The organism is Chitinophaga sp. (genome assembly GCF_019236475.1).
Lineage (GTDB): Bacteria > Bacteroidota > Bacteroidia > Chitinophagales > Chitinophagaceae > Chitinophaga.
This window is the reverse complement of record NZ_JAFAIX010000002.1, coordinates 1-25,370: the sequence shown is the minus strand read 5'-3', so window position 1 is coordinate 25,370 and position 25,370 is coordinate 1. Positions and strand designations below refer to the sequence as shown.

At 44.3% G+C, this 25,370-nt stretch carries 19 protein-coding genes and 5 tRNA genes; 8 read left to right on the top strand and 16 right to left on the bottom strand.

All coding sequences use genetic code 11. From position 1 onward, the window contains the following. The 9 genes from JO154_RS00505 to JO154_RS00465 form a co-directional block, all read right to left on the bottom strand. Positions 1 to 3,087, bottom strand: a complete 3,087-nt coding sequence (locus JO154_RS00505) for a glycoside hydrolase family 2 TIM barrel-domain containing protein (RefSeq protein WP_291940919.1) — start codon at positions 3,085 to 3,087, stop codon at positions 1 to 3. Positions 3,088 to 3,218: 131 nt separating this feature from the next. Then, positions 3,219 to 4,745 (bottom strand): RagB/SusD family nutrient uptake outer membrane protein, encoded by a 1,527-nt coding sequence (locus JO154_RS00500; RefSeq protein WP_291940917.1) that lies wholly within the window; start codon positions 4,743 to 4,745, stop codon positions 3,219 to 3,221. Between the two features lie 23 nt (positions 4,746 to 4,768). Beyond that, positions 4,769 to 7,846, bottom strand: a complete 3,078-nt coding sequence (locus JO154_RS00495; protein WP_291940914.1) for a TonB-dependent receptor — start codon at positions 7,844 to 7,846, stop codon at positions 4,769 to 4,771. Positions 7,847 to 8,070: 224 nt separating this feature from the next. Continuing rightward, a complete protein-coding gene (locus JO154_RS00490) occupies positions 8,071 to 9,738 on the bottom strand; it encodes a tetratricopeptide repeat protein (RefSeq protein ID WP_291940911.1) in 1,668 nt (555 codons plus the stop codon). Between the two features lie 254 nt (positions 9,739 to 9,992). After that, positions 9,993 to 10,066, bottom strand: a tRNA-Arg gene (locus JO154_RS00485). 6 nt (positions 10,067 to 10,072) lie between these two features. Beyond that, positions 10,073 to 10,149 (bottom strand) — tRNA-Arg (locus tag JO154_RS00480). 146 nt (positions 10,150 to 10,295) lie between these two features. After that, positions 10,296 to 10,369, bottom strand: a tRNA-Arg gene (locus JO154_RS00475). A 143-nt stretch (positions 10,370 to 10,512) separates the two neighbouring features. Next, positions 10,513 to 10,586 (bottom strand) — tRNA-Arg (locus tag JO154_RS00470). A gap of 181 nt (positions 10,587 to 10,767) precedes the next feature. Then, positions 10,768 to 11,271 (bottom strand): GNAT family N-acetyltransferase, encoded by a 504-nt coding sequence (locus JO154_RS00465; protein WP_291940909.1) that lies wholly within the window; start codon positions 11,269 to 11,271, stop codon positions 10,768 to 10,770. A gap of 237 nt (positions 11,272 to 11,508) precedes the next feature. Between JO154_RS00465 and JO154_RS00460 the strand changes: the two genes are divergently transcribed. Then, on the top strand, positions 11,509 to 11,643 hold the full coding sequence (locus tag JO154_RS00460; RefSeq protein ID WP_291940906.1) for a hypothetical protein: 135 nt from the start codon (positions 11,509 to 11,511) through the stop codon (positions 11,641 to 11,643). A gap of 84 nt (positions 11,644 to 11,727) precedes the next feature. Here the strand turns inward: JO154_RS00460 and JO154_RS00455 are convergent, their stop codons facing one another. Together JO154_RS00455 and JO154_RS00450 are read right to left on the bottom strand one after the other, a co-directional pair. Beyond that, positions 11,728 to 11,907: a helix-turn-helix transcriptional regulator gene (locus JO154_RS00455; protein WP_291940904.1), complete on the bottom strand. Its 180-nt coding sequence runs from the start codon at positions 11,905 to 11,907 to the stop codon at positions 11,728 to 11,730. A gap of 182 nt (positions 11,908 to 12,089) precedes the next feature. Further along, a tRNA-Arg gene (locus JO154_RS00450) sits at positions 12,090 to 12,163 on the bottom strand. A gap of 126 nt (positions 12,164 to 12,289) precedes the next feature. Here JO154_RS00450 and JO154_RS00445 point away from each other — a divergent pair. Then, positions 12,290 to 12,763 (top strand): 23S rRNA (pseudouridine(1915)-N(3))-methyltransferase RlmH, encoded by a 474-nt coding sequence (locus JO154_RS00445; protein ID WP_111593811.1) that lies wholly within the window; start codon positions 12,290 to 12,292, stop codon positions 12,761 to 12,763. A gap of 29 nt (positions 12,764 to 12,792) precedes the next feature. Beyond that, on the top strand, positions 12,793 to 13,404 hold the full coding sequence (locus tag JO154_RS00440) for a rhomboid family intramembrane serine protease (RefSeq protein WP_291940901.1): 612 nt from the start codon (positions 12,793 to 12,795) through the stop codon (positions 13,402 to 13,404). A 74-nt stretch (positions 13,405 to 13,478) separates the two neighbouring features. Here the strand turns inward: JO154_RS00440 and JO154_RS00435 are convergent, their stop codons facing one another. From JO154_RS00435 to JO154_RS00425, 3 genes are all read right to left on the bottom strand, one after another. Continuing rightward, positions 13,479 to 14,051: a cysteine hydrolase family protein gene (locus JO154_RS00435; protein ID WP_291940898.1), complete on the bottom strand. Its 573-nt coding sequence runs from the start codon at positions 14,049 to 14,051 to the stop codon at positions 13,479 to 13,481. 103 nt (positions 14,052 to 14,154) lie between these two features. Beyond that, a complete protein-coding gene (tilS, locus tag JO154_RS00430) occupies positions 14,155 to 15,489 on the bottom strand; it encodes a tRNA lysidine(34) synthetase TilS (protein ID WP_291940896.1) in 1,335 nt (444 codons plus the stop codon). 15 nt (positions 15,490 to 15,504) lie between these two features. Beyond that, on the bottom strand, positions 15,505 to 15,816 hold the full coding sequence (locus tag JO154_RS00425) for a tetratricopeptide repeat protein (RefSeq protein WP_291940894.1): 312 nt from the start codon (positions 15,814 to 15,816) through the stop codon (positions 15,505 to 15,507). A 169-nt stretch (positions 15,817 to 15,985) separates the two neighbouring features. On the opposite strand from JO154_RS00425, the gene JO154_RS00420 reads away from it, so the two are divergent. From JO154_RS00420 to ispE, 4 genes are all read left to right on the top strand, one after another. Then, a complete protein-coding gene (locus tag JO154_RS00420) occupies positions 15,986 to 16,726 on the top strand; it encodes an electron transfer flavoprotein beta subunit/FixA family protein (RefSeq protein WP_291940892.1) in 741 nt (246 codons plus the stop codon). Between the two features lie 47 nt (positions 16,727 to 16,773). Beyond that, positions 16,774 to 17,748 carry an electron transfer flavoprotein subunit alpha/FixB family protein gene (locus tag JO154_RS00415; RefSeq protein ID WP_291940889.1) on the top strand — a complete coding sequence of 325 codons (975 nt, stop codon included), beginning with the start codon at positions 16,774 to 16,776 and terminating at the stop codon, positions 17,746 to 17,748. A gap of 186 nt (positions 17,749 to 17,934) precedes the next feature. Continuing rightward, positions 17,935 to 18,534, top strand: a complete 600-nt coding sequence (locus JO154_RS00410; protein ID WP_291940887.1) for a bifunctional nuclease domain-containing protein — start codon at positions 17,935 to 17,937, stop codon at positions 18,532 to 18,534. Between the two features lie 73 nt (positions 18,535 to 18,607). Then, complete coding sequence (gene ispE / locus JO154_RS00405) at positions 18,608 to 19,417, top strand: 4-(cytidine 5'-diphospho)-2-C-methyl-D-erythritol kinase (protein WP_291940884.1); 810 nt, start codon at positions 18,608 to 18,610, stop codon at positions 19,415 to 19,417. Between the two features lie 128 nt (positions 19,418 to 19,545). Here ispE and rplT read toward each other — a convergent pair whose 3' ends face one another. Beyond that, positions 19,546 to 19,890 (bottom strand): 50S ribosomal protein L20, encoded by a 345-nt coding sequence (gene rplT, locus JO154_RS00400; protein ID WP_111593818.1) that lies wholly within the window; start codon positions 19,888 to 19,890, stop codon positions 19,546 to 19,548. A gap of 43 nt (positions 19,891 to 19,933) precedes the next feature. Beyond that, positions 19,934 to 20,131, bottom strand: coding sequence for a 50S ribosomal protein L35 (gene rpmI, locus JO154_RS00395; RefSeq protein ID WP_291940882.1), 198 nt, complete (start codon positions 20,129 to 20,131; stop codon positions 19,934 to 19,936). A gap of 427 nt (positions 20,132 to 20,558) precedes the next feature. On the opposite strand from rpmI, the gene JO154_RS00390 reads away from it, so the two are divergent. After that, on the top strand, positions 20,559 to 25,370 hold a 4,812-nt coding region (locus JO154_RS00390), incomplete at its 3' end, for a hypothetical protein (protein ID WP_291940880.1).

The window sequence follows — 25,370 nt, the reverse complement described above, 5'->3', positions numbered from 1 at the left end:
TTATTTTATAACGGGACTTAGTATAAAAGAATAACCATAGTCCTGGTAAGGCAACATAAATTCAGCATGTGGCGTAGCGCCCCAGCTATTATCTCCACCTACTCCGGATTGTTTGTAATCAATATTCCACCATACCAGATCTTCATTGATCATGCTACCGCCGTGGTTATTCTCCGCAGCATCCCGATCAAATTCCATATGGTCCATATTAAAATGCAGTACGCCAGTGCAAATTTGCGGTTCGCCTTTTGCTAGGAGCCCCACTCCTTGTGCGTTAGTGAGTGACATCCAGCGAACGCCAGTTCTGTAGCCACTTTCCTGCGCACGTGGATAAGGGTGGAACAACTGATCCGCTTTCATATGATACAGATCTACTGCTGCTGCCGTGTGCCTGTCCGCATAGTTATCAAAAGGTCCGCGGCCTAGCCACGCAACGTTATCAAATGCTCCGCGCAAGATGGTACGCATGCCAAAACGTGGTAGTTCAGGCATGGTTTCTTTTCCTGTTTTCATGGCTACTTTCACCTGTACGGCGCCATCGCCGGTGATCGTGTATACTGCGGTGTAAGTCGCTTTCACAGTGGGCAGGGAATGCCAGGTGCGAATCGTTGCGCTATAAGGATTATCTGAGCTTATTGTCATGGAATCCAGGCGGGCAGATTTTACCGCGTCTCTCCAAACTTCACAACGAATCTGCTGACTATTGCCAATATCATTATCCGTAGGCGCTCTCCAGAAATGTGGTTCCAGCGGCGATTGCATAATGGATTGCTGTTTCCAGGTGTACGCACTTAACCATCCTGTACTGTTACTGAACGCCATTTCAAAATCTTCCCCTGTTACCTTTACTTGATCTCCACTTTTATTGATATTTACTTTCTTCGCGATTACTGGAACCGTAGTATCCTGCATAGCTGCCGGCAGTTCAAATTGTTCCCAAGCCAGCAGATGATCAGCAGGTAACGCTGCCGTTTCATTTTTGGTCCTCATTTCCACTGTTAGGAAATATTCCGTACCTGGCTTAGCTTTCAGCATAGGCAGCGACAATAGCACTGTTTTTTCTGCATGCGGTGCTATTGCGCCTACTTCCAGTGGCCCTTTCGCTATGGTTTCACCATTGGAGCGGATATACCAAGAGAACTGATATTGATCCAGGTTCGTGAAATCCAGCCTGTTGATGATACGCAATTGGTTCGGTGATAAAGGAACAGTTTCAAACGTGGCTGGTTGTAACACTTTCTTCAGCTCAAAGGCCTGCGGATGTGGTGTTCTGTCTGCCGCAAATAAACCATCGGCACAATAGCTGGTATCGCTGGTAAGTCCTACCTGTCCCATATCGCGGCCATAGGCCCAGATATCGCGACCGTTCTTATCTTTTCTCTTAAACGTCTGATCGGAGAAGTCCCAGATGAAACCGCCTTGCAGTTGTTGATGGCGGTAGATCAAGTCCCAGTAATCTTTCAGGTTACCGCCACCATTACCCATCATATGCGCATATTCACACTGAATAAACGGACGGGTATTCCATCTTTTTACATATTCCAGCATAATGCTGGGCGATTTATACATTGGGCAAACGATGTCGGTATATTCATTCCTGCCAGCGGCTTCATATTGCACAGGACGGGTATTGTCCATTGCTTTCAGGTAGTGGTAAGTTGCAATGAAGTTTTCACCGAATTCGCTTTCATTCCCCAGGGACCAAGTGATGATGGAGCAATGATTCTTATCTGTCTCAAACATCCTACGGGTGCGGTGCATATAAGCATCTTTCCATTCAGGCTTATCAGACAGTGTTTTCAGTGGAGAAAAGGACATCCCATCGCACTCGATATTCGCTTCATCCACGATGTACAAACCATATTCATCGCAGAGTGCGTACCAGTCGGGGCTATTCGGGTAGTGACTACTACGTACTGCGTTGATGTTGTATTGTTTCATCACTTTGATATCCGTCAGCATCCCTTCTTTGTTGATCACTTTGCCGGTGTACATGTTATGCTCATGACGGTTCACGCCCTTTATTTTCACAGCCACACCATTTACCAACAGCAGGCCATTGCGGATTTCCACGGTTCTGAAGCCAGTGCGATGATTGATAGCTTCCACCAAGTGGCCATTTTTATCGTAGTAAGATATCAGTAAGTTATAGAGACACGGATGCTCCGCATTCCAGGATTTCACTTTGCCCACAGATGCGCTGAAATGATATTTTTCATTACCGTTCAGTGCATGCTGTTCTTTCCAAATCACGGTATTGTTGTTGTCCAGGAGTTTAGCCTGCACATATCCACCTTTCGCGGCGGTATTAAAAGCTACGTCCAGGTTGAGGAGGCCATTAGTATAGGTACTGTCCAGTCCTGCTTTTACAAAGAAATCTTGTATGGCGATCTTTGGCCGGGCGATGAGTTGTACACTGCGTTCAATACCACTGAGTTTCCACATGTCCTGTCCTTCCAAATAGGTAGCATCGCTGAAGCGGAAAACCTGTACGGCTACGGTGTTCTGTCCTTTGCGCAGGAAACGTGTAATATCGAATTCTGTAGCGGTTTTACTATCTTTTCCTAATCCAATATATTGGCCATTTACCCAGCAGAAGAAAAATGAATTCACTGCACCAAAATGGAGAATAACATCCCTTTCTTTCCAGTTATCGGGAATGGTAAAATTCCTGCGATAGGAACCGATAGGGTTGTTATTTTCCGGCGGGTATGGCGGATTTACAGGGATCGGGTATTCCACATCTGTGAAAATAAAACGATCGAAACCTTCTGTTTGCCAGTGGGCTGGCACCTTAATATCTTTCCAGTTGCTCACATCATAGTTATCCGCAAAAAAGTTCTGCGGACGTGCTGCCGGAGCGGAGTCCAGGCGAAATTTCCATACACCGTCCAATGACAACATGAACGACGAGGGTGCATTTTGCAATGCAGCAGTTTCACTCACTGCGGGAATAAACCAGGCATGAGGTGCCAGGGCATTTTCCGTTTGAACCTTTGGGTTACACCAGGGTTGCGGGTTTTGTTGAGCGCTTACGTTTAAAAACCACAACAGCGCTATCATCCATCCAATACTGTATTTCGTCATCTCTATTCTCGTATGTATGAATAATATTTTGGGCTGACTAAAAGTAACCGGTTTTTCTTTTTGTCGTTCCCGCCCGGCCGGGCGGGAACGACGTGCCGAGATAAACCCAACACTTAGTCAGCCCAAAGATTTTAATACAAATTATTCTGCTTCAGGAGCGGATTGGTGTTTATTTCTTTCAGTGGTATTGGATAGCGAATGTGCTTATCCTCTACGAAGTTGTTGGCGAATGGTTTTCCGTGATTCTGCATCAGGGATTTAATCGGCTGCTTAGCAGTATTGCTACGGCCCCAGCGAATGAGATCGAACCAACGGATACCAAATTCCGCAGCCAGTTCTACAGGGCGCTCGTGATTGCGGATCTGCTCTCTCAACTGATCTTTGGTGAAGCTACCAGTGGTCAATGCTTTCGCATGACTGCGTGTGCGCACTTCGTTTACATAACTGATTGCTTCGTCTGTTTTGCCATTTTCATTGGCTGCTTCCGCCAGCATCAACAATACGTCTGCATAGCGGATCAGGGGAATATTGTAACCTACGTAAGCGCCACTTCTCTCGTTCGGGAAAGTGAATTTATTATAGAAAGAAGGACGGGAAAGACTTGCTGCTACGGAGGCATAAGGCACCTGGTTGGCTGGCACGTTCAAGTCCCACATAGTGGAATTAGGGTCATTGAAGAAAATATTGCCATATACCCTATCGCTATAGCCGCCTGCATCTGTTTGATCTTTCTTCATTTCTGCCACCACCCAGTCGGAAGGATAGAAAATTTCCCAGCCATCCAGCGCATAAGGTGCTGCTTCGAAATTGAATGGATGTCTTTCGTCAGATACGGAACGATCACTGGTAAATTGTATTTCAAACACAGACTCAGGGCCGTTTTCCTTGGTACCGTTGAAATTATCAACGTAGTTTGGATTCAGTCCATATTTGCCGTAGATCTCTTTGAACTTGGCTTCTGCCTGTGGCCATTTTTCTTGGTACAGGTATGTTTTTGCCAGCAGTGCTTTTGCAGCGCCACTAGTAGCACGGCCTTTATATTGACTGGAATAGCTCTCAGGGAGCACCGCTGCGGCTTCTGTCAGGTCTTTTTCAATCTGCGCCCAAACATCGGCTGCTGGCGCTTGTGGCACCTGGAGTTTGTTCAGGTCTTTTTCGAATTTCAAAACCAGTGGCACATGTTCAAAACCATTCACCAGCACGAAATAGTTGTACGCACGCAGGAATTTGGCTTCTGCAACAATTTGGTTACGCTCCAGGTCTGTCATCACGGAGATACCTGGCACTTTCTCGATTACCTGGTTAGCACGACCAATGCCCGCATAGCAGGTAGCCCAAAGGTTCCATGGGCCCGACTCATCAGCGCCATTCACAAATGCAGCCAGGTTCTTTCCATAGGGTTCATTTTTATTGTTATCGATATCATCCCCTTTGAAAGCCAGTGTCACATATACTTCTTCAAAGAATGTCCATTTACTGCCATCATGCCCTTGCAATGCGGCATAGGTAGCAGTGATACCCTGTAAGGCATGCTGCCGAGTAGTCCAGAAAGTAGTTTCTGTGAGGTTTTGCTTATCCTGCAAATCAAGGAACTTGTCCGAGCACGAGGAGAACATCATCACAGCAGAGAAAAACAGACCTGTTATTTTAAGTTTCATAATTGTCAGTTTAATTTTTCAGATTAGAATCCAACGTTGAGACCAAATACATAAGAGCGGCTCATTGGGTAATAACCCCTGTCTACACCGCGGCTGAAAATACCTGTGTTGGACAAATCTGGATCGAAGCCAGTGTATTTAGTAAACGTCAGCAGGTTGTAAGCGCCGGCGTAAACTCTCAGGCGATCCAGGTGCATAGCGGTGGCGAGTTTCTGCGGCAAGGTGTAGCCCAATTGCAGGTTTCTAAGACGCAGGAAAGAAGCATCTTCCAGGAAGTAGTCAGACACACGCATGTTTTCATTCTCATCTGCGTTGCTCAAACGATACACGTTTGTATTGGTGTTTGTTGGCGTCCAGGCATTCAGCAGATCCGCAGAACGGTAGTAACGATACAGGAACATTTTAGCGCCATTGAACATTTTCTGACCTTGTTTACCATTCAGGAAAATCATCAGGTCAAAATTTTTGTAGCTAGCGTTGAAAGTGATACCGTAGTCAATGTTTGGCAGACCGTTGCCCATCAGTTGTTTGTCATTATCATCCAGTTGGCCGTCGCCGTTGGTGTCCACAAAGCGGAGGTCACCTGGTTTAGCATTAGGTTGTAACAATTCACCGGCTTTATTTTTATAAGCATCTATTTCAGCCTGTGATTGGAAGATGCCGTTTGTTTTATAGAGATAGAATGAAGCCAGTGATTCGCCTTTTTTAGTCAGCGTAGTTCCACGGTTGTTGTAGTCTACGAAACCATCTGCAATCACGCCTTCGTCGTAACCTAGGCGGATGATTTTGTTGCGGCTATGAGAAAGGTTCGCGGTTACATCCCAGTGGAAATCTTTGTTGGCAGGACTGCGGTAAGTAACGGTAAACTCCCAACCTTTGTTTTCCATATCCGCAATATTGGTCAGCGGCATGGCAGTGATACCGGAGGAAGTAGGGATAGGTGTTTCCGCCAGCATGTCGCTGGTTTTAGAATGGAAGTAGTCGAAGCTACCGCTGATGGAACCTTTCAGCAGGCTGAAGTTCAGACCAGCGTTGAAAGTGGCTGTCTGTTCCCATTTGATATTATTATTCGCCAGTGTTGCAGCGATTGCACCTACAAAAACCGGTTGGCTCACTGCGGAACCGAATGGATAGTTCAGGAAAGGATCGGAACCAGACAGATAAATTTTCGCCAGGTACTGGAAGTTGCTCACATTCTGATTACCCACTGTACCGTAGCTTACGCGTGGTTTCAGTTCGGAGATCCATGGAATGTTGAAGAAATTTTCCTTGTGAATGTTCCATCCACCAGAGAAAGAGTAGAAAGTACCGTAGCGGTTCAGTGGACCGAAACGAGAAGAACCATCACGACGAAGACTTCCTTGTACGAAGTATTTATCATCGTAGTTATAGCTTGCCCGTCCGAAGTAGGATTGCAGCGTATTGCCGTAGTTCCAGCCGTTCACGCGAATATAGTCGCTTTTTCCTTCAACGATCAGCCCAGACAAGGATTCGATCAATGGGCTACTAAGGTGGTTACCCGCGCCAGTAGTACCTTGGCTAACGTTCTTCTCACGGGAGAAGCCGTACATGGCTTTGAAGTTGTGTCTCCCTAATTGTTTCTCATAGTTCAAGAGATGAGTGAACAGCGTGTATTCTGTTCTACCGCGACTTTCAGAGCGAGAAGGATTTTCTACGAAAGATAATGCGCCAAAATCGTAGGGTTCCGTTTGATTATAAGAATAGGTGTTTACCACATTCTTACCAATGGTGAAATTGTAGGAGAAGCCGTACCAGAGTTTCAAATCTGCTGCCACATTGAGTTGCAGATGATCGTCAATAGATCTGCCATTTGAGAGCATTCTTTCACCCACAGGGTTGCCGGAGCCCAGTTCTGTTTCAGGCTTTGCGAAACCATTGATAGCGTTTGGATCATAAATACGTTTATGTGGCAACGTTTTATACACCTCCATGAATGGAGAGAAACCTGCGTTACCGTCACCGTCTACATCGCCGTAGTTCTGGTTATTGAAACGGGTATAAGCAACGATAGGCATGATTTTCAGACGATTGTCCAGCAGTTTGATTTCGCTATTGAGGCGTACGTTATCTCTTTTAGCACCGGTGTTGATGATGGTACCGGAGTTTTCCCAGTGGCCATAAGACAAGCGGTAAGCGAGTTTTTCAGAAGCGCCAGAAACGTCCACGTCGTACTTCTGTTCAATACCTTTTTTGGTGAAAGCGCCCACCCAGTCGGAGTTAGCATATTTGCTATCGTCCTGTACATAGATAGGGGCAGTGGAATTGTCGTTCGCATAAGCTTGGCGCACCACTTTGTTCATGTTCACCTTATCCAGCAGCGGCAGATTGTTGTTCAAATTCTGAGCGGAATAATAGGAACTGAAGTTCACGCGAGGCTCACCGGATTTACCTTTTTTGGTGGTGATGATGATTACCCCACCAGCGGCTCGCGCACCATAGATAGTAGCGGCAGATGCATCTTTCAAGATGCTGATAGACTCCACATCGTTCGGATTGATATCATAGGCATAGCCCAGGGGAATACCATCCACCACGTACAGTGGGTTGGCATTGTTGATACTGTTCAAGCCACGCACCAGTACTACTGGCTGTCCGGAAGGGTTACCCGTACCGGAGCTAACGATCACGCCAGGCGCCTGCCCTTGTAGCATGGTTCCAAGGTTACCGGAAGGCTGTTTAGCGAGGTTCTTGGTGTTTACAGAGGCGATAGCGGCGGTTACATCTGCTTTTTTCTGGGTACCGTAACCGATTACAAGTACTTCATCCAGGCCTTTTACATTTTCATCCAGGGAAATCACCAAGCTCTTACTAGTTGGTTTTACTTCTTTGGCGGTGAATCCCATCGCTGATACCACCAGGGTGGCATTTTCCGGAACGGCGGCGAGGGCGAATTCCCCTTTGGCATCCGTAGAGGTGCCCTTACCGGTATTTTTTACGGCAATACTGGCTCCTGGGATCGCATTGCCCTTGGCATCCGTAACCTTCCCTTTCAGGTTTAGGGTAGGAACCTGGGCAAGGACTGTTAGCCCGGTAAACAATAGGAATAATAATATTCCATTTCTCCGTAGTTGTTTCCACATACGCATTTTGGTTTTTAATTCTGCTTTTGAAAAATTAACATGGACTGTCCCTCCGGCACTGTGACATAGGTTGAAGTTTTTCACACGTGAATCTGACAGCGCCGGGACTGGAAGTAAAGTAGAAAGGAAAATCAAGGGTAGGCGGATTTGCTACCTCTATACAGGCATTACAGAGACCTCTACACGACCTCTACAAGGGAGTTAACTAATTAATAATCAATTATTTAAAATTGCTTCAGAAAATCCGATAGGTTCTCTTTGTGTTCCAGGTTGAAGGCTTTTCGGAGTCGATAGCGAGCCATTTCCACCGATTTTACGGAGATATTATTGAGGGAAGCGATGTCTTTTATGGACAGATTTAACCGGATTTGCGCGCATAGTCGGCGTTCATTTTCGGTGAGGTCTGGGAACTTTTGCAGGAGGTTATAGAAGAAATCTTTATGGATTTCGTTGACAGAAAGGTTAAAATCTTGGGTGTCTTTATTGCTATCGAGGTCGTGTTGGAATTTATGAATAAGGCGATTGAACCGGGTGATATTTTCCGATTTGGCATCGCCATGGATATCGATCACGGTGAGTTCATCGATAAAATTGCGGATCATATCATTTCGTTGGGAGATGAAGAGCGCATAGTTTTTAAGATCATTATCGCGGAACTCCAGTTTATTATTAAGGGATTCCTTTTCGTGGATGGCAGCTTCGAGCTCTCGTTTGATGAGGGCTTGTCGCATATCTTCTAGTTCCTTCTCCTTTTTACGTTTCTGGTTCATTTTACTGATATAGAGGATACCTATAACAATAAGGAGTAGCACACCAGCGGCCAGGGCATTCCGTTGGAAGGCGCGCAATTCTTTCTGGGCTTCCAGTGTGATGATATGACGTTCGTTCTCTTTGGCTTCCCGTTGGATTTTGAGCGCGGAAATAGCTTCGCTTTTACTTTTTGAGAGTATTTGATTACGTACCTCTGTGTATTCCTGAAGGGCGGTGAAAGCTTTTTGGTATTCGCCGAGGGCCTGGTAGAGCTGCACTGAATTAGTCAGGTTATCCAGCAGTTTTTCTTTTCTTGTATTAGAGTTGGATTGGTGGATAAGGTTTCGCGCTTCCGAGAGGAGTTTTTCCGCTAGTGGATATTCTTTTAGTTTGATGCGGGAAAAGGCCATCTGGTTGAATACTTCAGCGTGTGCGAGTACATCTGTAGTACCGAGGATAGCCAATGCTTTATCAAAATCGGCCAGGGCTTCCTGGTATTTACCGAATTCATTTTCGCAGATACCCCGGTTGCCGAGGGCGCTGGCCACCATGGCTTCGCTGTGGTTTTGATGAGCGAGCGTGATGGTGCTATCGAAATATTTGCGTGCGGTTTCAAACTCGTCTTTGAGGAGGTACACTAATCCCAGTGCGTTCATGGAGAGCGCGATGCGACGTGGATTCCCTAATTTCTTATAGATCTCGTGCGCCTGTTGATGGTATTGCAGGGAGAAGTAACTATTTTCTGTATCATAGAAGATCCAGCCCAAGTTCGTGTATGCGCGAGCGATGGCACTATCATTTCCTAAAGCCTGGCAGATATCCAGTGCGGAGTAGCCGTAGTTGAGTGCTTGGTCGTACTGGTCGTTATAGAGATATCCTTCTGATAAGTTTAAGAGAGATGCCGCCTGCAATTTCCTGTTATTTTCTTTCAGGGCAAGTAGGTAGGCCTCATTGGCCATCACGAGTGCTAGGTTAGTAGAGTCTTTATTATAATGAGCAGCGAGTGTGTTGAGGGTATTGATTCTCTCCACACTTGTCATGGTCTTATTTGAAAGCGACTGATTAAGGCTGTCCGCATTCAGTTGGGCAGTGGTGATGTTGGCGTACAGGCAGACTGCGAAAAGGAATGACAACAATTTCATTGAGGAAATGTAAGGAAATTTTTGGGGAAATGTAAACATTCTGAGGACCAGTGGGGCATAATAGTTTTCTATGGATGCCGGCCTACAACTGTGGACAGCTTTCAATTTTGCATATGTTTGAAGAAGTGTTTTTTATTAATTATTGAAGGTGCTCAAACAGGGCAGATTTATAAGTTATAATGCCTCCCCTTGTGGGATGAAAATAAGACAACAAAAAAAAGGGCATCAACATATAAGTTGATGCCCTTTGTGTGTGACCGCGTCTGGATTCAAACCAGAAACCTTTTGATCCGTAGTCAAATGCTCTATTCAGTTGAGCTACGCAGCCAGTATGTGGTGACCTCGTCTGGATTCAAACCAGAAACCTTCTGATCCGTAGTCAGATGCTCTATTCAGTTGAGCTACGAAGCCATTACCCTATGGAAGGGGGTGCAAATGTAAAAACTAATTTCGATCTAACAAATTTATTTTCAATTAATTATGATTGAAAATCATTTACCAGATTAAGAGCTTTTCGAAAAAAAATGCTGCAACTAAGTGCAGCATTTTTTTATTTGTGACCGCGTCAGGATTCAAACCTGAAACCTTCTGATCCGTAGTCAGATGCTCTATTCAGTTGAGCTACGCAGCCATTTCCCTATTGAAAGGAGGACAAAAGTAAATATTTTTTTCAATCTAACAAATTAATTTTCAATTTTTTATGATTGATTATTATTTATCAGATAAAGAGCTTTTGAAAAAAAATGCTGCAGCCAGTGCAGCATTTTTGCTTTGTGACCGCGTCAGGATTCAAACCTGAAACCTTCTGATCCGTAGTCAGATGCTCTATTCAGTTGAGCTACGCAGCCGTACCGTGTTAAACGGGATGCAAATGTAGGATTAGTTTTTAATTTGACAAATTTTTTTCAGACATTTTTAAATTTTGTCACTACCGTCAACCCATATACGAAGTAATAAATTACACCCAAATACCCGCTAGCACAACCTTTCAGCAGTATAAACTTTTTTTGATCCGGTGTGCAAAATTCATCAGATACCAAATTCAGGAGCATAAGCCACCACGCCCGAGGTATGTTCCAGGGCCCCAGGCACTAATTCCAGCGCCATAAAATTTTCGGGAGGTACATCAAAAGGTGCACGGATGTTCCATTTATCTGTGGGTACAAATCCAAACGTGGGGTAATATTCGGCATGCCCGAGTACAATAACTGCTTTAAAACCCAGTTCCTTAGCCTTTCTTAAACCTGCTAGGATGAGGGCTTCCCCGATGCCCTTCCGTTGTTGATCTGGCAAAACAGCTACTGGCGCTAATGCCAAAACGGGCAACCTGGAATTACCTATACTACAGCGGGTAAACAGGATATGACCTGTTACCTGCTCCCCTTCTACTGCCACAAGGGATAACTCCGGGATAAAAGCATTACTATGGCGCAATGCTGCTACCAGTTGCGCTTCTTCCGCACGGCCAAAGGCGGCTGTCACCACTCGCTGGACATCTGCTATATGCTTCGTTTCCTCTTTTAGTATATTCATTGCAGTTAGTTGCACAGTTTAGTATAACAAGATCCTATAAGTACTCCAAAGATGAATATTATCATGAGGATTCATTACAGCAATCGTGTATATTTTTTTGCATGATAACTTCAGCATCGAATGTATCATGGATTGCCCGCTCCATCCCGACAGACACGCATCTCCCGATATCTGCATTCACAAAAAAATACCGAAAATATTTACATCATAATGCCGACAAATAATTAACTTGCTACTATGACCCGGAAAAAAAACCAACACCCTATTCTCACAATTGCTATCGTAATGGCCATTGTTTTTCTTTCACCACTGATGGTAAAATACTATCCTGCCTTCAAGCAAATGCTGTATTATCTTTTTACCGGTAAATAAATTTGATGTAAGGTATAACAACAGCATTCGGAGAGACACGTGTCTCCCGAAATAATTCCGCTACAGTTGTACTACAAATGATGGTTAAATATCCTTCAACAACTCGGCAAGAGAGAGATTAAACACCTTCACAATCGCATCCAGCGTGCCAATGGTAGGATTGCCGGCACCGGATTCAATACTCCACACCTGGGAAAATGAAATACCCGCAGTATCAGCAAATTCCCTCGTAGAAAGGCCTTTGCGCGCACGCATATAGCGCACCCTAACCCCTACTAGGATTGTTTATTTGTCGGAAGAATGTGCAGTTGCTTGGAGGAAATATCAGGGCCAAATGCACCGCGGAGTCGTTCAGTATCGAAATACGATTGCCAATATTAAAGTAGAAAAACGAACCTGATAACAATGAAAAAAGCCGCTGTTAAAGCGGCTTTTATTCTCTTTTGTGACCGCGTCAGGATTCAAACCTGAAACCTTCTGATCCGTAGTCAGATGCTCTATTCAGTTGAGCTACGCAGCCATTCCATTTGTGGATGGATTGCAAAGGTAGATTATTTTTTGAATCCACCAAATTTCCGGGCAAATTTTTTCTGTAATTTTCTGATTTACACGTACTTTTACAATCATCATTAAATAAATTCAACAAGTGAAGGTACAACTCTGGAGCATAGGAAAAGAGCATGATCCCTATATAAGGGATGGGATGGCAGTATTTCAGAAACGTTTACAACATTATGTCGACTTTGAGGTGAAATTGATCCCTACTGTGAAGCAAGCGGCCAGTTTATCTGTTCCAGAACTAAAAAAACAAGAGGCTAAAATCATTCTGGATATGTTACAGCCTACAGATTACCTACTGGCACTGGATGAAAAAGGAAAGATGATGACGACTGTGCAATTTTCAGATTTTATCCAGCAACGTACCAACGCAGGTACACGTCAATTGGTAATCCTGATAGGCGGCGCTTTTGGGATAGATCAATCAGTCTTGCAAAGAGCGCAAATGACGATGTCCCTCTCCCCTCTTACATTTCCGCATCAGTTGGTGCGACTCATCTTCACGGAACAATTATATCGTGCGTATACGGTATTGAACCGCGAAAAATATCACCATCAATAATTACATTTGTCTAATAACCCGGAAGATCTATGTCTACTACCCTGATATTGATTATTATTACTTGTGCGGTTTCTATTACGGCTTTCAGCAATCATTCCCAATGGGATAAAATGAGTATGCAGCCGTATATGGTAAAACATCATAACCAATGGTATCGCTTTGTTACAGCGGGATTCCTCCATGGCGATTATAGTCATCTTATTTTTAACATGCTGACCCTGTATTTCTTTGGCAAGAATACAGAGTACCTCCTCTTTGCGCTGACAGGGACCAAACTAGGCTTCGTCTTGTTTTACTTGTTGGGTATTATTGTGGGTAATGTCCCTGCATATTTCAAACATCAGAATGATGGTAATTATGTGGCCATCGGCGCCAGTGGCGCGGTATCTGCAGTTATTTTCAGTAATATCCTGATGGCGCCATGGGAAAAAATCTATCTCTATTTTGCCTTTGGTATACCAGCAGTGGTATATGCTATTTTATTCCTCGTTTATTCCAGCTATATGGCTAAAAAAGGAATGGATAATATTGGGCATGATGCGCATATATGGGGCGCTATTTTTGGATTTATTGCGCCGATTTTCCTTCGTCCAGAACTGTTGCAAATGTTCATTCAGTCTGTAATGAGCTTCGGCAGATAAGCTATTTATAAAAGTTAAAAGCGGAAAGACTTGCTGGTAAAGTCTTTCCGCTTTTTTTATTTCATTTAAACGATTCAGGCAGTAAAGCGGGAAATGATGTCCGCTGTTGAAACCACATCTGCAAATTCTTGATTAATGCTTGCCAAGGTGGTTTGATGGATCGTTTCGGCATCATAGTGCACGCCGTTGATCCCTGTTTTATCGAAAGTGGCGGTGGCATCATGGATAACATACGTTTTATAACCATAATTGCCAGCCATTCTAGTGGTAGTGGATACACATTGATCAGTGGTGATGCCCACTATTACTAATGACTTTATCCCTTCTTCATCGAGTCGGCTTTTCAAGTCCGTTCCAATAAATGCGCTGTTTACCGCCTTCTTAATGACCACTTCGTTTTCATGTGGCATTGCTTCCTCCTTAAAATCATTACCTGGATGGCCTTCTCTAAGTGGAGAATTAGCTTCTGTCGAGCAATGTTTAATATGGAAAATTGGGAATTTATTACTTCGGAAAAAATGCAAAAGAATATTAATATTTGTTTCCGCCATTGGATTATTCCTTTCAGTTCCCCAATGCGATATCACGTCAAATCCTTTTTGCACATCAATAACCAACAGTGCTGGAATAGTTTGCGGCGAGCTCATAATTCAATTTTTTAATTCGACTGCAAAATTAGTTCAAAAGCAATTCATTACAATAATTGAAGGCTTTCTAGTATTTGTAATCAAATGGTATCAAGCGCATTTGTTATTTAGAGAGTTGTATAGAAAGTATTTTTTCGGTAGACGCGAGCATTTTAACCCGATCATCTATTCTCATCCCCACCACCCAGATAATTCTTTTCTGAGATTCCAGTACCCAGACCTTTTCTTTTTCTGGTAAAGACAGTTTCTGGTCAATAAAGAATCTACTCAGCTTCTTTTTCTTCCGCATGCCCAGTGGATAGAAATAATCTCCCTGTTTCCATTTACGTAGGATAATGGGGAAACGTACCTGTGCCGCATCCATCCAGGCGATATCGGCTGATTGAGGGATGGTGCCATTTTTGTCTTGCAGGCGGAGTTGTAATTGTCCGCCGCCAAAATGTACATGCCCTTGTTCTTCGTTGATCACGATTACAGGCGCATTATCTTCCTGTAATGCCGTAATGAGCAACCAAGCGCGGTTACGGATAATGCGGTGGGTGGCAGTTTCCACGAATTTGCCGGATTCGCTGTCGAGTAAACTGATTACCTGTTGCAATTGCGCCGAAGAGCAGCCGAACTCGCGGAATATCTCCCAGGCAATGGTTTGCAGGGGTACTACCTTTTTCATTTTGAGCACTGGGATCATCCAGTTATCGCCGGATTTTGTGAGCAGTGCTTTGCGATGGCGCTGTAATGCTTCTTGGTAAAGCATTTCCGCCTCTTTAATTTTCTCAATGCTGGCCGCCATATTTCTCACCGCAGCAGGAATACTTTCTTGCATGACAGGAATCACCTGGTGACGGAAGAAATTACGTGTATACTTATCCGTTGCATTGGAGCTATCTTCCACGTAAGAGAGTTGTCGGCGTACCGCCCAGGCGATCAGCGTATCTTTTTCCGCAAAAAGTAATGGTCGGATAATTTTATCCGCTTTCGGCAGAATACCGTGTAGGCCGGCAATGCCGGTACCTTTGGCGAAATTCATGAGGGCTGTTTCCACGCTATCTTGTAGATGGTGGGCCGTGGCGATATAGGCGTAACCGTTAGCAGCGCGGATTTCTTCCAGCCATTTATAGCGGAGTTCCCTGGCAGCGATTTGGATAGATACCTTATGAGTAGCCGCATATTCCGCCGTGTTGAAGCGGACTTCATGGAGGGGCAGGTCGAGTTTGGCAGCCAGTTCTTTTACGAAAGCTTCATCTCTGACAGACTCCTCATCGCGGAGTTGAAAATTACAGTGGGCAATACCGGCCTGGAATCCAGCTTCTTTGAAGAGGCAGGCCATCACCATTGAGTCGACCCCACCACTAACGGCTAGCAGTATTTTCTGAGAGGGATCGAACAGGAGGTGTTCTTTTATAAAGTTGAGAAAGTTATTCAGCAATTGATGCGGCATTTTAGTCGGATTGGATTAATAAACCAGGTCTTCGTACGCAGACTGGAGTTCATTGTAGGTATGTCTTTCATTGGCTGCTTTCGCCATGGCCATACCTTTTTCATAGGTGCTGATAGCTGCGGTAGGATCCCCCATTCTTTCCAACAGTTTGCCCAGGTGATAATAGGAACCGGTGTATCCTGGTTCGTGGGCCAACAGCTCTTCAAATAGTTTCCTGGCGGTTGTATCGTCTCCCAATTTGATGTATTCCAAGGCCAGGGCATGTTTCAGAAAGCTGTCATTCGGACTGCTTTCTAGGAACTGCTTCAACTGTGCGATTCTGTCCATCCTGCTTTTAATATTTATAAAGTTCTGTAAATCAGGTCAGGAGCATGATACATTATCATTTTTAAACATACTATAAACTGATTAAAATCATCCAAAGCCTTGGCGGTTCGCTTATATTATTTAAATATATTTGCTGATACCGCATTATTAAACAAAACAGTTTACGGCCATGAAGATTTTAGTTTGTATCAGTAAAACTCCGGACACGACTGCAAAAATAGCTTTCACGGACAATAACACGAAATTCAATGAAGCTGGGGTCCAGTTTATCATTAACCCATACGACGAATGGTATGCCCTGGTTAGAGCCCTGGAGTTGAAAGAAACCATAGGAGCGGATGTTCATCTGATTACAGTAGGTGGTGCCGATTGCGATCCTATCATCAGGAAAGCGCTGGCATTGGGCGGTGATGAGGCATTCAGAGTAAACGCCAATAGTGCAGATAGTTTTTATATCGCATCACAGATTGCGGCACATGCACAATCCAAACAGTACGATCTTATATTTACCGGTAAAGAAACCATTGACTACAATGGTAGCGGCATTGGCGGTATGGTAGCGGAGCTGATGGATCTTCCATATGTATCTATTGCGGCCAAATTTGACCTGAATGGCACAAAGGCTACTATTAACCGTGAGATTGAAGGTGGAGAGGAAGTATGTGAGGTATCACTGCCTGTAGTAGTATCTTGTCAGAAAGGGATGGCGGAAGCGCGTATTCCTAACATGCGCGGCATTATGGCGGCTAAAACCAAACCATTGACAGTAGTTGAACCGGTAGAAGCGGCAACACTTACCAGTGTTGTAGGCTTTGAACTACCTCCGGCAAAAAGCGGCGTGAAGCTGATCAGTCCGGATAACGTGGAAGAACTGGTAAAATTACTCCACGACGAAGCGAAAGTGATCTAATTGTTGATCACCGGTACAACATTACTCCACATCAAATTTTGTAACTCATGTCAGTATTAATATTTGCAGATCAGGCAGAAGGTAAAATTAAAAAGGCAGCGCTGGAAGCAGTGTCTTATGGCGCAAAAGTAGCAGCACAATTAGGTACCACCGCAACCGCCCTGGTATTAGGAGCGGCAGACCAGGCAGAACTGGCAGCACTGGGCAATTACGGCGCCAATAAAGTATTACATGCAGCAGATGCACGTCTGCATGAAGTAGAAACCACCGTATATACCAAAGTGGTAGCTGAAGCCGCAGCTAAAGAAAATGCAGTGGTGATCATCTTCCCTCATAACTTTGATGGTAAAGCGATTGCGCCTCGTTTATCAGCGAAATTGAAAGCAGGACTGGTAGCTGGCGCGATTTCATACCCTGATACCAGCAATGGTTTCGTGGTAAAGAAGAGCGTATTTTCCGGTAAGGCATTTGCCAATATCAATATCACTTCTGAAAAGAAAATCATCTCTATCATACCGAACACCTTCCCTGTTGCAACCGGTGGTAGTACTGCAACCGTAGAAGTGTTTTCACCAGCTATCAATGATGCTGATTTCAAAGTAAAGGTAGTGCAGACAAACACCCTCAGCGGAGAAATTCCATTGACAGAAGCAGAAATCATTGTATCCGGTGGTCGTGGTCTGAAAGGTCCTGAAAACTGGGGTATCGTAGAAAACCTAGCGCATGCACTGGGAGCAGCAACAGCTAGTTCTCGCCCTGTGGCTGATGCCGGCTGGCGTCCGCACCATGAACACGTTGGCCAGACAGGCTTGACTGTTCGTCCTAACTTATACATCGCCATTGGTATCTCCGGTGCTATTCAGCATTTGGCGGGTGTGAACGGAAGTAAGGTGATTGTTGTTATCAACAAAGATCCGGAGGCACCATTCTTCAAAGCAGCCGACTATGGTATCGTAGGCGATGCATTTGAAGTAGTACCGAAGCTCACCGAAGCGGTAAAGAAATATAAAGGCCTGAATTAAGGTTGAAATATTTTTTTTGTATGGAGATAAACAACCGCGGTTGCGATGCGTTATCTCCATACAATTTTGTAACATACCCCGAATATTGATAATATGCCCCGTTATCATTATAGTTTTTTTTTAGATAAGGAATTATTTTCTAACTTCACACTCTTATAAAACCTTCAGCGACAACGCGAGACAGATATGAGAAAAATAGAACTGGAAATAGTTGCTTTATCGCACAGCATCACGCAGACTCATTCATATGCCGTAGTATTGGGAGAGGTAAATGGCCTTCGTCGTTTGCCTATAGTTATTGGTGGTTTTGAGGCGCAGGCAATAGCTGTTGCGTTGGAAAAAATGCAACCCAGCCGTCCCCTCACCCACGATCTGATGAAGAACTTCATGAATGCGTTTAATGTAGAGCTGCATGAAGTGGTTATCAGTAACCTCCAAGAAGGTATATTTTATTCCAAACTCATCTGTTCCAATAACGAGGAAACCATTGAAATTGACTCCCGAACATCTGATGCATTAGCATTGGCTGTCAGATTCGGTTGTCCGATATATACCTTCGAAAATATTCTCAACAGCGCTGGTATCCTGCTGGACGATCCTGCTGGTAAGAAAAGCAACAAACCTGTCACTCCTACTATCCAGGAGCATGAAAAGGGAGCAGAAGATGATCTGAAAGCCCTCAACCTGGATGAATTACAGACACTGCTGCAGGAAGTCCTGGAACAAGAAGATTACATTCGCGCCATTGCAATCCGCGATGAAATCAATAGTCGCAGAAGCAAATAACAGATAATATCATTTTTAGTATTGGGAATCGAAGGGATTGCTATGCCTGGTTCTCCTTACTTAGCCTTCTACCATGGTAGTATTTCCAAATTGCAAAATTAATCTGGGTTTACACATCACGCATAAACGTGCGGATGGATTTCATGACTTAGAAACTGTATTTTACCCGGTAGCCCTGACAGATGCGCTGGAAGTGCTTACTGCGAGTGAATTAGCGTTTACCAGCAGTGGTATTGACATCCCTGGAGATGCGGGAGATAATCTTTGTGTAAAAGCGCATCAGTTGTTACAGCAAGATTTTCCGGCCTTACAGCCAGTTCAAATTCATTTACACAAGCATATTCCCATAGGTGCAGGTTTGGGTGGTGGTTCTGCGGATGGCGCCTTTATGTTGCAGTTGTTAAACAACAAGTACCAACTGGAACTAAGTGAAGAGCAGCTCCTTGCATATGCTGCACAACTGGGCAGTGATTGCCCTTTTTTCATTCCCAACAAACCCTGCTTTGCTACTGGCCGAGGAGAGATGTTGGAGCCGATAGCCATTGATTTGTCTGGTTATTCCATGTTGTTGGTATATCCGGGCATTCATGTAAACACGGGTTGGGCATTTCGTCAACTGACACCTGCGGCCCCGTTACATTCTTTGCGGGAGATGATACAGTTGCCTGTTGAGGAATGGCGGGGAGTGATTACGAATGATTTTGAGCTGCCCGTATTCAGTGCATATCCGGTGCTGGGAGAAATCAAGGAAGAGTTGTACAAACAAGGAGCAGTTTATGCTGCTATGAGTGGTAGTGGATCGGCCATTGTAGGATTGTTTCCAAAGGACAACTTACCTGAAGTGGAATGGGATAGCAGTTATCAGGTATTTAAGATTAGATAAATTTACTAGAAGATATAGGATTCCCCCTGGCGGTAGCGAGGGGGAATTTTTATTTTAGGGCATAAAAAAACAGGTGACTCCGATAAGAAGTCACCTGTTCAGGTATTTACAACTAAGTAAAAGTGATTTTACTTTACAGAAGCAACCAGGCTTTTGAAAGTTTCTGGTTCATTCATAGCCAGGTCAGCCAGAACTTTTCTGTTCAGCTCAATACCTTTACCTGCTAATTTGTTCATGAATACAGAGTAGGTCAGACCTTCTGCTCTTACTGCAGCGTTGATACGAGCGATCCACAACTGACGGTAATTTCTTTTCTTTAATTTACGACCTACGTAGCTGTAAGTGAGACCTTTCTCGAGGACGTTCTTCGCTACGGTGTAAACATTTTTCCTTTTGCCATAGAAGCCTTTGGCTTGCTTTAAGATCCTTTTTCTGCGGGCTCTTGAAGCTACGGCGTTAACTGAACGAGGCATTTTGTCTTGTTTTTCTCAGGTTATAAAATTCGATTTCTGTAGATTAGCGCATGCAAAGCATTCTCTTAACGAGATTCAGGTTTGCTTCGTGAACCAGCGTACTACCTCTCAGGCTACGTTTTCTTTTTGTAGCTTTTTTGGTCAGTAAGTGACTTTTGAAGGCCTTGAACCGCTTAATCTGTCCGTTCCCGCCAACTTTGAAAGTTTTCTTAGCACGGGAATGTGTCTTGAATTTAGGCATCTTACATCAAATTTGGTCTGCAAAGGTAGGGAAAAATATTCAAAAAGCACAGCCCTATTTAAATTTCTCATTTTCCACCCCCGCTGAGAAAAAAAATTTTCCAACTTTCTCCTATTAGTTAAATAGTTGACAATCAGGAAGGATACTTCATTTCCCCAAGTACTCTAGTCATTTCTATCATATTACAAATAATATCACTTTTTTTATTTTTGCATATTATTGTTAATTTTAATTTCAATAATGCCATATTTTAGCCATATCGAGTTTAAACACCGATGCCTATGAAAACATTCTACACACCTACCAAGCCTTGCTGGGAGCGATCTCCTGGCACTTTTCATCGATGTAAACAGTTAAAGTACTTCCAGCATTGACGGCGCTCAAGACCGCAATTCTGCTACTTTTTTGATTTAACTGATTTATACCTATGAAAAGATTTCTTACCCTCATATTCCTGATACTGTCCTTCTTGCTGGTACGGACTACCAGCCAAGCACAGGTAACAACTGGGGTCAGCGGGAAAGCATTCATGAACCTACCCGATACCGTTTGTGCCGGCAACTTCGCCAGCATGAACGCTTTTATTTGGGGAAGCGGGTACACGAATACAAACGTAACCTGGACCATTACAGGAGGAGGCTATACCATCCTTTATGGCAGTGACGGGACGAACCTGATCAACCAGGCCCCTGACAGTTATAAGATGAACGCCTTGACGTTACAGTTTAACACTAAAAATGTTAACTACACGATCTCGGCGCTCGTTACTTATAGCAACGGAAAAACAACTACCACACAGACAATCACAAAGAAGATCTATTCCAAGGATTGTTCGATGGCCCAGTGTTTCCGGTCGGATCCTAAACTGGGTGCCTCTGACTTTAAAGAAGACTTTGGCACATTTCCAATCAATGCAGGGCCCAGACCATACAGTGATCCAACTGCTACGGTTTATTATCCCTATAACCCAAGTATTTACTACTCCTCCAGTAATCCAGGAAATTTTGGAGACAACTCCTATGTTATTTACTGGAATACACAAGCTCGCCAGGAATGGATGCGTGTGATGGACCATACACAAAATGGGATACCAGGAGTTAGTAATGGTGGTATGTTGGTTTGTAACTCTGCGTATGAGAAAATTGTATTCTTTGAGAAAACCGTAAAAGTTTGTCCTGGTTCCAGGTACAACTTTAGCGCCTGGTTTATCAATACAAATACCCGCCAGGTATTTAACCAAACCTGTAACCAAGGTAACTCGGATGGTTATCACTATGCGGGTGTAACCTTCCAAATCGTAAGTGCTAAAAATCCAACCCAAATATTATCTGAGTTCCATACATATGACGTATCCATGAACTTGGATGTAAACGGAAGACAATGGCTACAATATGGTGGTACATTTAAAATTACAACAGATGACAACGCAGTAATACTTCGAATTAGAAATGACAACCCTGGTGGTTGCGGTAATGATATCGCTATTGATGATATTCAGTTTAACTACTGTCCTCCCGATATTCAGGGTTATGTGGATGGCTTGATTGAAGATCGCGTTACTGAATCAGTTCAGTGTGCCGGCGCTCCCCTAGACTTAACAGCAAACGGAGACGCTATTGCTGCTTACTTCACTAAACCAGTATATAGATGGGAATTTAGTTATGACCAGACAAACTGGCAACCAGTATCTGACTCAGTAGGGCTCAATCCAGTAACGGGAAATATAGAAACCATTCGATCAGGCAGTCAGGGGCCTGTTTTGCATTTTTCACCAGGTGCATTAACAGGGGATCCCCTTCAACCTATCATACGATACTATCGATTACGTGTATACGAATATCGTGCGGATGGTGTGTATTCAGGCGATTGTGGTACGCCTTCTTCCGCGATTACGATTACCATCTTACCTAAACCAATTGTAAAACTGTCATCTTCACAAATATGTCAGGGTCAGTCTGTAAACCTTACGGTGGCAGGACAGTATACCGAATATATTTGGAAGGAACCGGCAGATATTGCAGGTAGAGTGGATCAAGCGGTTGTTGTAACGCCTCTGGGAGACACGAAGTACACTGCATGGGGTGTTGCCAAATATGGTAACGGACGTGCATGTTACGATTCAGGGTCTGCATGGATCAGGGTGGATACACCTGCTGTCGTAAAAGTTACTGGTGGACCATTGGCAATTTGTATGGGTAATACCCCGGTAAATTTCCAAATCTCACCAGATAACAATAAATACGCAATTAAGTGGACCAGCACCTGGCCTCCAACCACTATTCCTGTGGCTGGCCCTGGCGGTGATACCACTTATGCCAGCACTACCAATCAGCTTAATAATATATATCCATGGCATATTGGTCAGAACTACTTTAAGGCTACTGTGACGAAGGGTGTCTGCGTAACACCAGATTCACTCCCAGTCATGGTCTACTCACAGCCTATAGCCAAGACGAATGCCAGCAAGATGCAACAGTGTAACCAGTCGCAATTCACCATGAAAGCGACAGCACCGTTAGCAGATCAGACTGGACAGTGGTCATTCCTTCGTGGTGTCAGCAATGGTACCAGTACAATTACAAATCCTTCCAGTCCGACGACCACGGTGAACATCACCCCTGCAGGAACTACGGATACATTGATATGGAGAGTGACCAACAATGGTAAATCTGATTGCGTAAGCACAGATACCATTATACTGTTCAACAGCAAGCCACTGACAACTTCTATTAACCTGCCATCAACGATTGTCTGCGCTAACAGCGGAGCCATCGTTGATCTGCAGTTGAATGGAACGGTTCCAGCAAATCCTGGTGAAACAGGTAAATGGACCAGCAGTGTACCAGCTATGGTAACATTTGATGATGATAGCAAGTATAACACTACTGCGCATATCGTTGGTCAGGCAACCACTACTAATATTACGCTCTACTGGACGATTTCAAATGGTATCTGTACTCCTAACAGTCAAGGTAGCATGACAGTGAGGGTGAAGGCTCCGCCAACCATCACTATTACGAATACTCCAGTGAAGGCTTGTAATACTGTGCCTTCTGTTGACCTGCTGATCGCTAACTCCAGCACAACTATCAGTCAGTATCAAATCAAAACCACCGGTCCTAATGCAATGCCTGGTTTTGCTTCCGTTACTGGTGCATGGAACAGTAGCTGGGTTAAATTACCATTGGCGATACCTGCCAACACTGCTCCAGGTGTATACAACTTCGTACTCTCCGTTTGGGAAAATGATGGTGCTGGAAATGCATACGCAGGTTGCCGTAAAGATGTAACCTTCACCGTAGAATTATCCCAACCATCTACCCCTCCTACCGGTCTTACCGTTAGCACTGCCAGCATCTGCGATAAAGGAGATGTGCAGTTGACTATCAATGGTGGCGTACTTGGTACAGATCCTTCCGGTAATGTGAATGCAACCTGGAAATGGTACAAAGGCGGTTGTGGTACTGCAAATGGCGGTACATTAGTTATTCCTGATGTAGCCAATGCAGACAACTCCGTTGTTACATTTAAAAATGTAACGGCTACCACCACTTATTATGTTGTGGCGGAAAGCACTGGAAGTTGCGGTAACTCTACTTGTGCCTCTACTACCATTACAGTATATAAATCTCCTATAGCAGCAACCGCTGGTACAGACCAAAAAGTATGTAACCAGACTACCAGCTTTACCTTGAATGGTAATACCCCTGCTCCAACTGGAGCAACAGGTACCTGGACAGTACTGTATGGTAATGCAACTGTAATTACACCAAATGATCCTAAATCCAAAGTAACAGTTCCTGTAGGTGACAGTTCCGTTTTCCAATGGGAGCTTTCTAACGGTAACTGTGCCACCACCAAGGCAACTGTTACCATCGTAAACTATGCCACACCTGTACAGGCGAATGCAGGCGCTAACCAGAAAGTCTGCGCACAATCCACTCCATTCACACTGGATGGAAATCCTGCTTCCCCTTCTACTGCTATCGGCAGATGGACAGTAGTATATGGTACAGCTAACTTCGGTACTTCTTCCATCAATGATCCTAAAGCGAAAATTTCAGTAGCTATAGGCGACAGTGTAGTGCTCCGCTGGACTATCTCCAACGGTAATTGTGCTACCACTTCTTCTGATGTAAGTATAGTAAACTATGCAAACCCAATACAAGCAAATGCCAATGTAGACCAAAGAGGTTGTGCTCAAACAACTCCATTTGTGCTGAATGGTAATACACCAGCTCCTGCTAGTGCTATCGGCAGATGGACAGTTACATATGGTAATGCTACTTTCAATACTTCTATTAATAATCCTAACGCGCAGGTGACTGTAGCGGTAGGTGACAGCGTAGTGCTCAGATGGACCATTATTAATGGTAACTGTGCGGAAAGCTTTGATGAAATGAGCATTGTAAACTATGCGCAGGCTGTAACAGCAAATGCTGGTACTAACCAAAAAGCATGTGCACAGGCTACTCCATTCACACTGAACGCTAATCCAGCAACTCCTTCGACTGCGATTGGCAGATGGACGGTAGTTTATGGTACTGCTAATTTTGGCACCTCTTCTATCAATGATCCTAAAGCCCAGGTGACAGTAGCTGTTGGCGACAGCGTAGTACTCCGCTGGACAATTGTAAATGGTAACTGTGCTACCACTTCCGCTGACGTAAGCATCGTGAACTTTGCTACTGCGGTTACAGCTAACGCTGGCGCCAATCAAAAAGCTTGTGCACAGACTACTCCGTTTATTATGAATGCCAATGCTGCCACCCCATCCACCGCAATTGGCAGATGGACGGTAACTTATGGCAACGCTACCTTCTCTCCTTCTATTAATGATCCTAAAGCGAAAGTAACAGTAGCAATAGGTGACAGTGTGGTGCTCCGCTGGACCATCACTAACGGTGTTTGTGCCGATACCTACAGTGAAATGAGTGTTGTGAACTTTGCTACTGCAGTTGCAGCTAACGCTGGCGCTAACCAGAAAGCTTGTGCGCAGACCACTCCGTTCACACTCGATGGTAACCTTGTTACGCCTTCCACCGCTATCGGTAGATGGACAGTTACATATGGTAGCGCAAACTTTGGCACCTCTTCTATCAACGATCCTAAAGCGAAAGTAACAGTAGCAGTAGGTGACAGTGTGGTGCTCAGATGGACTATCACTAACGGTGTTTGTGCCGATACTTACAGTGAAATGAGTATTGTGAACTTTGCTACTGCAGTTGCAGCTAATGCT